Annotated in this window: 12 protein-coding genes, 1 tRNA gene and 2 pseudogenes; 1 reads left to right on the top strand and 14 read right to left on the bottom strand. The window is 44.9% G+C overall.

Going from position 1 to position 12,615, the window contains the following annotated elements:
• The 12 genes and pseudogenes from DW182_RS04540 to DW182_RS04595 form a co-directional block, all read right to left on the bottom strand.
• Positions 1–372: hypothetical protein (locus tag DW182_RS04540; protein WP_118294823.1), on the bottom strand; the 372-nt coding region annotated here is incomplete at its 3' end.
• Between the two features lie 172 nt (positions 373–544).
• Positions 545–1,072 (bottom strand): annotated as a pseudogene (locus tag DW182_RS04545) (hypothetical protein).
• A gap of 50 nt (positions 1,073–1,122) precedes the next feature.
• Positions 1,123–1,470, bottom strand: a complete 348-nt coding sequence (locus DW182_RS04550; protein WP_004323933.1) for a hypothetical protein — start codon at positions 1,468–1,470, stop codon at positions 1,123–1,125.
• 136 nt (positions 1,471–1,606) lie between these two features.
• The gene (locus tag DW182_RS04555) at positions 1,607–2,992 is read right to left on the bottom strand and encodes a virulence-associated E family protein (protein ID WP_025081635.1); all 1,386 of its coding nucleotides are present in this window, start codon (positions 2,990–2,992) and stop codon (positions 1,607–1,609) included.
• Position 2,993: 1 nt separating this feature from the next.
• On the bottom strand, positions 2,994–3,314 hold the full coding sequence (locus DW182_RS04560; RefSeq protein ID WP_004323931.1) for a DUF3853 family protein: 321 nt from the start codon (positions 3,312–3,314) through the stop codon (positions 2,994–2,996).
• Positions 3,315–3,493: 179 nt separating this feature from the next.
• Positions 3,494–4,739 (bottom strand): annotated as a pseudogene (locus DW182_RS04565) (DUF6043 family protein).
• Positions 4,740–4,752: 13 nt separating this feature from the next.
• On the bottom strand, positions 4,753–6,243 hold the full coding sequence (locus tag DW182_RS04570; protein WP_182420361.1) for a tyrosine-type recombinase/integrase: 1,491 nt from the start codon (positions 6,241–6,243) through the stop codon (positions 4,753–4,755).
• 611 nt (positions 6,244–6,854) lie between these two features.
• A tRNA-Ile gene (locus DW182_RS04575) sits at positions 6,855–6,928 on the bottom strand.
• A 95-nt stretch (positions 6,929–7,023) separates the two neighbouring features.
• Positions 7,024–7,335 carry a DUF4491 family protein gene (locus DW182_RS04580; protein ID WP_007661686.1) on the bottom strand — a complete coding sequence of 104 codons (312 nt, stop codon included), beginning with the start codon at positions 7,333–7,335 and terminating at the stop codon, positions 7,024–7,026.
• A gap of 10 nt (positions 7,336–7,345) precedes the next feature.
• Positions 7,346–7,810, bottom strand: coding sequence for an Lrp/AsnC family transcriptional regulator (locus tag DW182_RS04585; protein WP_007211685.1), 465 nt, complete (start codon positions 7,808–7,810; stop codon positions 7,346–7,348).
• Between the two features lie 192 nt (positions 7,811–8,002).
• Positions 8,003–8,869: an FKBP-type peptidyl-prolyl cis-trans isomerase gene (locus tag DW182_RS04590; RefSeq protein WP_007661689.1), complete on the bottom strand. Its 867-nt coding sequence runs from the start codon at positions 8,867–8,869 to the stop codon at positions 8,003–8,005.
• A gap of 25 nt (positions 8,870–8,894) precedes the next feature.
• On the bottom strand, positions 8,895–9,485 hold the full coding sequence (locus tag DW182_RS04595; RefSeq protein WP_044532062.1) for an FKBP-type peptidyl-prolyl cis-trans isomerase: 591 nt from the start codon (positions 9,483–9,485) through the stop codon (positions 8,895–8,897).
• Positions 9,486–9,677: 192 nt separating this feature from the next.
• On the opposite strand from DW182_RS04595, the gene DW182_RS04600 reads away from it, so the two are divergent.
• Positions 9,678–10,379, top strand: coding sequence for an NAD-dependent deacylase (locus tag DW182_RS04600; protein ID WP_118294824.1), 702 nt, complete (start codon positions 9,678–9,680; stop codon positions 10,377–10,379).
• Between the two features lie 171 nt (positions 10,380–10,550).
• On the opposite strand, the gene DW182_RS04605 is transcribed toward DW182_RS04600, so the two are convergent.
• Both DW182_RS04605 and DW182_RS04610 read right to left on the bottom strand, forming a co-directional pair.
• The gene (locus DW182_RS04605; protein ID WP_118294825.1) at positions 10,551–11,297 is read right to left on the bottom strand and encodes a glycosyltransferase family 2 protein; all 747 of its coding nucleotides are present in this window, start codon (positions 11,295–11,297) and stop codon (positions 10,551–10,553) included.
• On the bottom strand, positions 11,290–12,555 hold the full coding sequence (locus DW182_RS04610) for a glycosyltransferase family 4 protein (protein ID WP_118294826.1): 1,266 nt from the start codon (positions 12,553–12,555) through the stop codon (positions 11,290–11,292). The genes DW182_RS04605 and DW182_RS04610 overlap by 8 nt, the downstream gene beginning before the upstream one ends.
• Between the last annotated feature and the right edge of the window lie 60 nt (positions 12,556–12,615).

The following is a 12,615-nucleotide window of genomic DNA, read 5'->3' on the forward strand; positions in this document are numbered from 1 at the left end:
GGGGGCAGAATCGCTTGGTTTTAGGGGGCAGCTTACACTGGATTTTCCAGCAGCTCTCATCCATTGCTCCACAAACCGGGTATCGCTGAAATAGATTGCCCGTTTATCCGCTTGAATGGATTTCACAGCTGCCGCAATACGGATAAGGTCACCCCTTGCATCCGTCAGGCTGCACAGAGCTTCCACTTCACGGTTAGTCAACCGTTGCCGTGGGTGTTGCCCCAAAGCAGTACGCCGTATATAACCGCTCATAGACAAACCACAGGTCTTAGCAAGTTCCGCCACTTGGGTGTATTCTTGTTCCGTTACTCTGGCTTCAAGCCGCAGGGTGCGCCTTGTGATTTTCTTGTCTGTATTCTTTTTTTTCTTCATACTCTGTTATGCTATGAGTAAAACATCAATTAAAAAGGGACAGCACGGTGGGAGCTTGCGACTGCCGGCATATGCCTATGTGGTACGAATAAGCGGAGCGAATTTGTGCGACATAGGAACTTCTTGCAATACTATATACAACAACTTCGGACACATAGCTTCCCCGATATGGTTATGCCATATTATCTGTCGGAATACCCTCATCAGATTCTTCCTCTGCCGCAGGCTGTGGAGGAACTGAAACAGAAGGGAAAGAAGAAAGGGAAAGCAGTTCGCCTTCTTCTGGTATAACAGGCACATTCTCTCTTTCATCTTGTCAGTCTTTCAGCCGGACATAGAAAGGATTGTCTATGCGGTTGCCCTCTTGCATCCATGCTGATATACATTTCAGCGTGTGGACGCTTGTTCGGTTACTCTGCGTGGTTGCGACAATTCCCAACTGGTTCATCTTGTCAAGCACACGGGATATGGTCTTTTTGTCATAGCCCAACTTGCTGGACAAATCCACCTCAGAAAGGATGGCTTGCCCCACTTGCAAGGTCGTGGAAAAACCTTTGATGGCATACTTTGTTTCTTTCAATACAGCCGCTTCAATAAGTCGGTGCAAAATCTTCATGCGGTCAATGCCGTACTTGCTTCCTGCCAAATACGAAAGTTGCTCTGACGAAAGCACGATACAATAATTCAAGTTTGTTTTCATCGTCTGTCTGTTTGAAGGTGTTTTATAAATGGTGCAGCCAAAAGAGAAAATCAACGGTGCATTCCGCAACCTCTCTCCGGCATATAATACTCCCTATCGTATGCGATATGGTCAAGCACGTTTTGCAGCCTGTCAAGTTGTCGGCTGTCCAATATGCGGATAGCGGCAATGGTGATATTCTGTGAGGCGATACGGCGGTGTTCGCAATTCTTTTCTGACATACTACCGTCTCCATCAGCATGTACACTGTGCAGGTAGTCGTTCACAGCTTCGGTCTGTTCTTTGCTCGGATATGCCGCAGGGCAACGGTCTTGAATATACTCTACCATGTGGCTGACCGCATTTGCAAGTAGCGGAGCACATTCTTGCAGTTGTTTGATAAGTTCTTCCTTTCTCATGCTTTCAATTATTTTGTCCCATGTCCCAAAGCATATCCTGTAACTTTCTCTTTTCTCTGTTTTTTTGTTTTTATTCTTTTTCAAAGGAAAGAGGGACAAAGGGACATGATATTTTTCTTTTCCCTTATTTTGAAATTTAGAATGGTAAATCCGGTTCACTTGGTAATGTGGTACAGGCTTTTTCACTAGGTGTACCCACTCTCACCCACGGGTGTTTTGTCCGCCCCGTCTTGTCGCAATAGGCAGGATGCAAGCCCTTGACCTTCTCCTGAGTGCTCCGTTTCCAGTTTGGAATCATTGACATCAGGCGGTTGATATATAGCGAAGTGTATTTGGACGGATTGCGTCTGACCAAATCATTAGGCATTTCCTCGATAATCTGCCGGGCGCAAACCATGTTGAGTGAAGTCATTGTTGAGTTTGGCTCTGAGTATGCCCCTTTTTGATAAGCCAGTCGGGTAGGAATGGTCCAACTTGCATACTGCATGGGTACCTCACGCTCCAAGAACATCTCCAAATCTTCCATGATGGGGTCAACAAGGATGCTGGAATGTTGCACCTGTATCTCGTTGGCTTTAAATTCCATGTCTGTTGTCAAGTAAAGTTTCATCCCTTGCCGATAATAGGCGTATGCTTCTGCCCAAAGTTGGGGAACAGCGCATTGTAGAGTATCCAGCCATTCGGATACATGACCATTGCCTTTGACTGGAATTATCCACCAGCGGCGGTTTCCATTGTCTCCTTGCAGGAAGTTTGTCTCATTGGTAGTAGCCGCAAAGACATTATGTCGCATAAACTCCACCACTTTATGTCCGTAGGCAGGACGCATATAGTCGCTGCAACGGCTCAGAAAAGCCTTGGCTGCCTCTGCATCATTCGCCCGTTTCAAACCATTCAACTCACTGATTTCAATAATCCAGCCATTGGTTATGGTTTCTACTTTCTCCTTATCGCCACTGGCGAAAGAGAACGAGTCGTTAAACCACTTTCCACTGATGGTCTTGAAAAAGGTGCTTTTCCCGATACCCTGCGGACCGGGCAAGGTCAGTACGTTGTCAAACTTGCAACCGGGACAGAATACACGTGCCACAGCCGCCACAAACCACAGTTTTGTCTGTTCCCTGACAAGCGGATTGTTCTCAGCTCCGAGATAATCTATGATGGTTGTAGCTATACGAGGCTGTCCGTCCCATGTCTCTTGCGTGATGAATTCCTGTACAGGATTAAAACTTCGTTCTGAAGAAGTGGTCTTCAGTATCTCAAAGACTTTATTCTGTGTCAGACGCAGTCTATATGTCCTTTCCAAATAGTCTTGTATCTTTCCTGCTGATTCCTCATCAACCTTATTCCCATTAACATTTCGGAACAAAGGGCTGAAACATACATCGTCTTGACAAAAGGTATCGTACTTTATCAACCTCAAATTTTCGTCCGATGTAAAAATGAGTCTAAGGTTACTGATGGAACGGACAGGATTCCCGTAGCTGTCTGTTGTCAGCTGCTGTTTCCAAATTCCATCCATACTACTGCTCTTTAATACGGATTCCACCTGATTCCTTTGCCAAAGACAGCGCAAGGTCTGCGTCCACCACAATCTTTCGTCCTATCTGTGTGATAGCCTTGTCTATGATGCCGCTCTTTTTGATGCGGTTGGCAGTGGGGACACTACATCCGAAAATACGGGCAATCCCCTCTATCCCATAGTAATTGCCTTTGGATGCTGTTTGGATAGTGGGCTTTTCGCTGGCTTCCACACTCTTGGTGATAAGAAAACAAAGTTCTTCGCCCGTCATCATGGCGATGGGCTTCTGAAGTAGCTGGTTGAGATTGAAGTTTTCTTCCATGTCTTTACTTGTTTGATTATTGAATAATTTAAGCCTCGGTTCAACTCTGTGAAACCGATTTCACAAGCAAAGGTGGTGTATGAAACTCTGCGTATCGGTCGGTTTATTTACACTTTAATTTTACCGACCGTATTTCAACAGATGTTTGCGGACAAAATACGGATAGCTGGATTTTCCAACTACCCGTTATTGATAAAATACTCCGACCATCGGTCTATTATTCGTTTTGCCTTGGTATAACTGCTTCCTCTCTGAGGCGAGTTCAAAGTCATATCCTTGATTTCACCATATCGTTTCTGTGGTATATCGTGTCCGTAATGTCGTTGGGAGAACTGCTCTATGGCACGATGGAATGTCATGTATCTTATAGAGGCTTTCACCATTCCTGCTTTTACCAATGCTTTCAACAGGTAGGCAAGGCTTATGTCCTCAGTGTTCTCTTCAAGAAAAAGACGGATTCCCTGCTTGATATGCACCTTATCTCCTGTAAGAATATCATCCAGTGATTGTACTACCTTTCGATTTCCCCGTCTGCCTTTTACTTTTCGCAAGGCAAACATCACTTCTTTCCATATTTCTGGATTACAGGTTTCCACAGCATCTTCCCATCCGGCTTTGCTTTCAGTCCCCATTTCGATGCTTTGAGTTACAAGAGCAGCAACGCATGATTTAATCAAAATCATGTGCGCCATTATCAACCTCACCACTGTTCAACAGGCAGTCAAGTAACTTGGCCATACGTGAAAGACCATGGTCAAATACCACGAAATAATACATACAATAAGCCAATGTTTCTTTCTTTTCCATCACATAATCATACAGATTAGCCATTAGCCCACCAACAAAAACAGCATGAGAAAGGATAATGATTCGTAAGATGTACGTCAGGGATTGGTACACCATCTTTCTTTCCAGTTTGCTCATCAGATAGCATCCTTTACTATTCCTTATGAGTACATCCAACTGTCCTGTCAAATAGGCTCTCGTTTCCTGTGGCAGACGGTTCCAAATTTCAATAGGTGTTTCAGAACGAACCATCAGTAGTTCTGACTTTGGAGATGTGAGTAACTCTACTGTGCCCGTTTTTACATTGATACCTATCCACAGCCGTTTGTTAGTGATACATTGGGCTATAATATCTGTATATCTACCAGCCCACTGTTGATCGGCTATATTCTGTACATCTTTGCCATTCATGAAATCAGAAAGCCAGTTATACAGCATTAAGGCTTCGGACGGTGTACAATCCCGCATCATCTGGTATATATCCATCAAAACAGATAAGTTCCCCTTGCCTACAGCGTCCATGCGTTTACAGAAATCGGCATACGACTCTTCATGAGCTGATTTCCATGCATGAATAGCCATATCTGCGTGATCTTTCCTCTTGAAGTAGTCACTTATTTTCTCTATGAAATTTATCATCTTCAAAGTCGTATTATCGTGTAAACAATTTGGCCAATTCTTCCGTGGACATACTTGCCAGTTTCGCCAACAACACATCCCTTGCAGAAGATTCTTCCAAGTTTAACAGCTTTGAGTTATTCTCCATCTGAATTTCCAGAGGGTAATGTTCAATGTATATTTGGGTGATTGCATGGTCGGAAGATGAATGCCCCATACTTTCAGAGATATAATCCATATCTACCCCTGCATTATGCAGGTTGGTGGCAAACGAGTGACGACACCATGTACCGGACGGACGGATGGACTTGTCCCAGTGCAGTGCTTCATGGCATATCTTGATGATGCGGTCTTTTACATTTGAGTTTTCTTGCATGGTGTATTTACGGCGCAGTTCTTCTGTTTCCGCACCTTTTAATATATGGGGAAAAACCAGACCGCCCCGAGTCGGAGGTGCCGCCACTTCGTCTAACACATATTGTAAAGGAGGGATGATGGGAACTATTACCTCGGAACCGTCAGCACTTCTTCGGGAAGTTTTCTTTCGGTTGAAGCGAAAAGCCTTGCCATCTGTCTGATAATAGTAATTATCGTAAGTCAATCGTCCGGCATCAGCCATATTGAAGCCATTGCACAGGTACTGGGCAAGGAAAAGTCCCAATGAATAATGTGCGCGTTTCACATAGTCTTCCGACCAGTGTTCGGGGTATTTCTTCGAGACAAAAAGATTGTAGAGTTCCGTCATCTGACTAACGTTCAAGAAACTCTGTTTGCGCTTCGCACTCTTGGGTATGCTTACAAGCCCCTTCTCCTTCTTATTAGAGAAAGGGTAAGGAACATCTTTAAGGAAGCCCTCGTGTATGCACCGATTCCATACAGCACGGCAACAGCGCAGATAGATTCCTGCCGTAGTATCGCTGATTTTTCCAATGATTGCCCCATTTTCATCTTTCACTCCATTGTGCATCCCCTCTTTCCATTTCTGGATTTCTGCGGCACTGATACAGAATCCCTTGACCACATCTGTTCCGAGTATCTTTCTGAATGATTTGAGCGAACACTCATAGCTCTCTGCTGTGGTAAAACGCACTCCACCGTCGTCTGTGCGTAGTTCGTGAATGACTTGCTCCCATACACTAACAAAGGATTGAGCCTTTGTTGTGTCCTCATTAAAAAGCACCACTCCTTCGCCCATGATACATTGACGTACCATTTCAAATGTCAGGATACCGCCCTTGTTCAGGTTCGTCAGAATATCCTTGTATTTGGGAGTAATGGTATCTTTCCATTCCTTTTGAAGTTTGTAGTTCTCGCTCTTACATTTAGTCGCATTGCAGATGTCCGAAAACTTTTTCTCAGTAAAAGAACTTCCAACTGTAAGATAAAAGAACTTGCGGTCAATTGTGAAACGTAGGGATAAAGGGAACTCATACGCATTCTTTCTGCGAGTGCGTGAATCCAACACGATAGAGACAGAACAATTCCGTTCTTTGAAAAGGGACATGGACTTTGTCAGTTTTTCCATTGCATTCATTGTTTATGTTCAACATAACCTCTGAACACAGACGCTTTGCAATGTGAGGCATACATACACAAAACGCTGCATATAACCACTAAGTCCCTATCCTTAGGTGGATAAAAACATTGTTGTTATATGCAGCGGTGCAATCTCGTTGTCTTCTGTCGCTGACTGGTAGCCGGGCTTATGCTTATCGGTCTCAACCCCTGAAGCAACTCTCGCGTTTCGTTTGTCGTAGAACACCCTCCGACTGGCATTCCCTCTACGCATTGATTCATCGGAATGGGATAACCCTCCCACGATGGTTAGGCAAACTCACTTTCCTTTTTCAAGAAAGAGCACCATAATGGTCATGGCTTGCCACAAATGCATTATGCAATACAAAACTACAATATTATTCTATAAATCAGATGCAAATAGGATATATTTGAATTTATTTAACCGTCATGTATGAGCACATTGACTACCTGCCTTGATAAACATGATATAGGATTGCATGGAGTTTCACAGAAGTTCTATGCGTAAACATAACCAACTCAAACAGTTTGTTTACGCATTGTTTACGCAAGAGCAAGAAAAAAGCAGCTACGAAATTCGTAACTGCTTGATTTTTAATGTGGACCAGCTAGGGCTTGAACCTAGGACCTCCAGATTATGAGTCTGTTGCTCTAACCAACTGAGCTACAAGTCCGGTGTTATCCTCATCGGATAGCGGGCACAAAAATAGTATATTCAGTTGAAATATGCAAACCTTTCGGGTAAAATATACTGTTTGCTGCTTTGTTTTTAGAACTTATACGTACGTTTGGGGTTCTTGGGGAACCATCCTTTCTTTACGCGGTCTTCCTGTTCAAAGACTTCTTTGATCGTCCAGAACGAGGAAAAAGCAAATACACCTAAGAGGGAAGCAATCAGGATATTTTCTACACAAAGTGAAGCAGCGACACCTCCGATGCCCAGTACAAGAAAAATCCACCAGCACTTGGTACCCCAATAGTACTCGGCCTTTACTACCACAGGGTGAAACAACCCGATGATAAGAAAAGTACAAATGCCGATGAACAGTCCCGAAAGATGATATTCGTTTAAGAATTCCATAAACTATCTGTTATTTCTCCGGGCAAATGGGAATTTCCTTTTTGATGCTTTGCTCCAGTGAAATCAATGTTTCAGTAGCGGTTACGCCCGGAATTTCCTGCATTTTGTTATTTAGCAAGTCCATCAGGTGCTCATTATCACGTGCATAAACCTTCGTCAGCATTGTATAAGGACCTGTGGTAAAGTGGCATTCCACGATTTCCGGTATCTTTTCCATTTCGGCAACCACTGATTTATACATGGAACCTTTCTCAAGCTTGATACCTACATATGTGCAGGTTCTGTATCCCAGAGATTTAGGATTCACATGATAACCGGAGCCGACAATAACGCCTAAATCAATCAAACGTTGTACACGTTGATGAATGGCAGCACGTGATACGCCACACTCAGCAGCTACATCTTTGAAAGGAATGCGGGCATTCTGAGAGATGATTTCCAGAATCTGCCGGTCAAGATTGTCTATTTTTTCCATAATATCAATTTATGTAAGTTCTTGTTTTTATCAAATAGTAAGCAAATATAGGACTTTATTTTAATTTCTCTATAAAAATGGAGGAAAAAATAGGGAAAGAGTAAAAAAGAAGCGGACGAAGCAGATGTTTTTGTTTACATCCGTTTCGTCCGCTAAGTTTATGCAGGTGAAGAAGAAATCTTCAGCTGATATTTATTTTTCGATACCAACGAGCTCTACTTCGAATATCAGAGTAGAGAACGGTTTGATCTGACCGCCGGTTTCTCTGCCACCATAAGCCAGGTCCTGAGGGATATAAAGTTCCCACTTAGAACCTACAGGCATCATAGTGAGAGCTTCTGTCCAACCTTTGATAACTTGATTAGCACGGAAAGTTGCAGGCTCGTTGCGTTTGTAAGAGCTGTCGAACTCAGTACCGTCAATCAAAGTACCCTTGTAGTTTACTTTCACTTTGCTGGTGTCAGCAGGAATCTCACCTGTACCTTTGGTGATGATTTTGTATTGCAGACCGCTCGGAGTAGTTACAACACCTTCTTTACCTTTGTTGTCAGCGAGGAATTTTTCACCTTCAGCTTTGTTATCAGCATACTTAACTGCCAAAGCTTTCTCTTTGATGCTTTCCATACCTTCGCGCATGTAAGTTGTTGCAGCTTCTTTAGTCATAACGCCAGTCTTACCTGTGATACCTGCAATGAAACCTGCCAGCATGTTTTCGCGGCTGATAGTCTGAGTAGAGTCGCTTCCGAAGATTTGTTGGTTGAAACCTTCTACCCATTGTTTGCCTACCATTTGACCGATTTGCATACCAGTCATATAAGCGAGGTCTTTTTCGCTGGTCTTAGCAGCACCTTCGTTGAAACCTTTGATGAATTCAGCCATCTGAGTCGTATCAACACCTTGTTGCATCAGATACTGAGTTAAACCTTCTGTACGAGCCATACCGATGGCATAAGACAATGAGTCAACTTCTGTTTTCAGATTTGCTTTCGGGCTTTGTGCAGTACAGGAAGCTAAACCTGCGCCTACTGCAAGAGCCATGATCAATGTTACTTTTTTCATTTTGCTTTTACTGTTTATTTTATTTTTAGGATAATATTTCAAGTAATTCTACTTCGAAGATCAATGTGCTGTGAGGCGGTATCATTTCGCCTGCACCTTGTGCACCGTATGCCAGGTCGGAAGGAATGTAGAGTTTCCATTTGGCGCCTTCGGGCATGAGCTGCAAAGCTTCTACCCAACCGGGGATTACCTGGTTTACACCGAACACGGCAGGTTGTCCGCGCTTGATAGAACTGTCGAACAGTGTTCCGTCAACCAGTGTACCTTCGTAGTGACATTTCACCTGGTCGGTAGCTTTTGCATATTTGCCTACGTTGCCTTCGTTGATGACTTCATACTGCAAACCGCTTGGCAGGGTGACAACACCCGGACGTTGCTTGTTTTCTTCCAAGAATTGTTTGCCTTGTTCTATGCTGGCGGCATTCATTTTCTCTTCCAGTTCGGCGAAGTATTTGTTCACTATATCACGGGCTTCTGCGTGCGAAATAGCGGTTTTGTTTCCTTCTAATACGTCTTTGATAGCTTGCGCAAAGTCATTTACTTCGATGCCTTTTGCACCCATGCTTAATAAATTTTGACCTATTCCAAGGCCGATAGCGTAACTGAATTTATCCATATATATTTGGGGTTGCGACTGAAAGTGATGTATCTTTCAATCAGTTGCAAAATTACAAGTTGCAAAAGTAAGGGTTTTATTTGAATGATTTATGCTTTTAGGATTTAAATTTTCTTATATCTGTGCCAACTTCGGCAATCTTCTGTATTTTTGTAGGAAAGAAACTGCGATAAATAGAAAGGAGATTTGGCAATGAAGAAGAATTTAGTGATTTTGTCCGGTGCCGGAATGAGTGCCGAGAGTGGCATTAGTACGTTTCGTGATGCAGGCGGACTGTGGGATAAATATCCGGTGATGCAGGTTGCCAGTGCCGAAGGGTATGTACGTGACCCGGAGCTGGTGATTAACTTTTATAACGAGCGTCGTAAACAATTGCTTGATGTGGAACCGAATGCAGGACACACAGGGCTTGCTGAGTTGGAGAAAGACTTTAATGTGACGGTAGTTACGCAGAATGTGGACAATCTGCACGAGCGTGCGGGAAGTACGCACGTCATTCATCTGCATGGTGAGTTAACAAAGGTTTGTTCGAGCCGTGATCCTTATAATCCCCGTTATGTGAGAGAGTTGAAACCGGAAGAGTATGAAGTGAAGATGGGCGACAAAGCAGGCGATGGTTCTCAGTTGCGCCCGTTTATAGTCTGGTTTGGTGAAGCTGTGCCGGAGATAGAAACGGCTATCGGCTATGTGGAAAAGGCGGATATCTTTGTAATCATAGGTACTTCGATGAATGTGTATCCGGCAGCAGGTTTGCTGAATTATGTACCGCGGACGACAGAGGTGTATCTGATTGACCCGAAACCGGTGGATACGCACTCGATGAGGCAGATACATGTCATTCAGAAGGGAGCTTCGGAAGGAGTGAAAGAACTGAAGGCAGAGATTCTTCACTAACTCCCTGTGTTGTCTACAGACTGAACCTTTTGCCATATCTTGCCATCGTTTTGGCACAGTTGTGCCATGGGTATGGCATAGTCTTGCCAAGACGATGGCAAAACTGTGCCAAGGCTGTGGCACAACTCTGGCACTGTTATTAGATGGAAAGAGTGAGGCTTTCTTTGAGTTTTACTTCTTTAATATCATCCGCAATACAAACCATGCATGATGTGCTACGGTACTTACCAGCCCGTAATGTTTCGCCATGATGCGGAAGCGTTCCCGTAAAGAGGCTCTCTGATTCTGCGTGGTCATGCCTTCTTCCAGATAATCGATAAGCGTGAGGTGCGTGTTGTGCAACGTCCGTGCTTTTTTCATGATGCGGATGCACCAATCAAAGTCGGCAGAGAAGCGGTATTGCATATCGTAGGGTATGGTCAGACTTCGTTTAGCGAAGAAAGCCTGATGACAAACGAGCATCCCTTGCTTGAAACTCTTCCACGTCAGCACTTCGGGTGCGGAGAGGCGGCGCATACGGAGGAAGTGCCTTTCTTTATTAACCAGAGCCGTTTCACCATAAATTACGTCCGGTAGTTCGCCAATTCCCAGGGTATGTACCATCTGTTGCAAAGTGTCATCTTCGTGGAAACTGTCTCCGGCATTGAGGAAACAGAGGTAGTCGCCGGTTGCCAGGTTGATGCCTTTGTTCATGGCGTCGTACAGTCCCTTGTCCGGTTCGCTGACGATCTGCGTAATGCGGTCGCGATACTTTTCGGCAATGGCGAGGGTGCGGTCTTTGGAAGCACCGTCTATAATGATGTACTCTATGTGGTGGTAGGTTTGGGAGATCACACTTAGTATCGTGTCTTCCAATACGGCTTCGGCATTGTAGGTCACGGTGATGATGCTGAACTTGGGCGTAAGGCGATTATGCATGTCTTCCGGTTATTTTGTTGTAGACGTCAATGTATCTCTTGGCAATGGCGCGTTCCGAATAATTGGAAACAGCTTTCCGGCAGGCTTGTTCGGCGAGGGTGGCGTATTCCGGTTCGGTGAGTATCCAGTAGATGCCGTTGGCGAAGTCTTCAACCGATTTATATTGTGCCACATAGCCGTTGTGCAGGTGGTCTATCATTTCCGGTATGCCACCTACGTTGAAACCTACGCAGGGGGTGCCGCAGGACATGGCTTCCATGATGGTGTTGGGGAGATTTTCTTCGAGTGAGGGGGTGACGAAGAGGTCGACGGCATTGTAGATGTCTACCAGTTGGTGTTCGTTGCTGACGAAGTTGAACGGATATACTTTGAAGGGTAGCAGGTGTTCCATTTGTTCGGACTGGTTGCCGAAGACGACAACACCCAACTCGCTTTTCAGCTCGGGATGCTTCTCTGCCAGTAACTTGCAGGCCTCAATCATATAGTCGATACCTTTTCGTTTGTCCGTAATCTTCACCGAACCGAACAGCAGGAGTTTGCCTTGCTGCGGAAGCGCGCATTTGCGGCGGGCCTCTTCGGCGCTATGGGGCTTGAAGAGGTTGGTGTTGATGGGATTGGGGATGCTTGTGACGGTGTGCCCCTTGAGCAGGGCGCTTTTCCGGGCGAGATTTTCGAGCCAGTGGCTACAGGCTACGAAGGTGATGGGATGGCTCTGGTAGAGTTCTTTCTTTTTGAGGAAGACGCGGTATGAGAGGTCTCGCTTTCCGCTGCCGCCGTAGAGGAAGGGGCAATGGTGGCATTCCTGTTCGTAGCGGGTGCACTGGCGGGCGTGGTGGCAGATACCGGTACAAGGCCACATATCGTGCATGGTCCATACCACGGGTTTGCCAGAGGCAAGGATCTTCTTGATGTTTTTCAAAGAAAGCATACCTTGGTTTATCCAGTGGAGGTGGATGACGTCGGCTTGCTGGAACTCCGGCAGAGTGGTGATGTCCGTGCCGGTATTGGCGATATCGACGGCAAACAGGTCGTTTTTCTTGAAGTGGTTGGCTTTCCAGATGACGATGCGTTCCCATACGAATTGCCATACTAAGCTCCAGCTTTGCTTGAGGGCCACTACGCTGATTTGGTCGGTCTGCTTGTTGCGCACCAGCATTTTTGCCTTGATGCCGTTGTTCTTGAGGGATTCCATGAGTCGGCTTGCGGCGACGGCTGCACCGCCTATACGTTCGGATGTATTGATAATAAGTACTCTCATGTTGTGGAATGTTTTGGCAAAAGTACAGCTTTTACAGCTTTATATCCACAAATTCGCGTT

The organism is Bacteroides sp. AM16-24 (assembly GCF_003471885.1).
GTDB lineage: Bacteria > Bacteroidota > Bacteroidia > Bacteroidales > Bacteroidaceae > Bacteroides.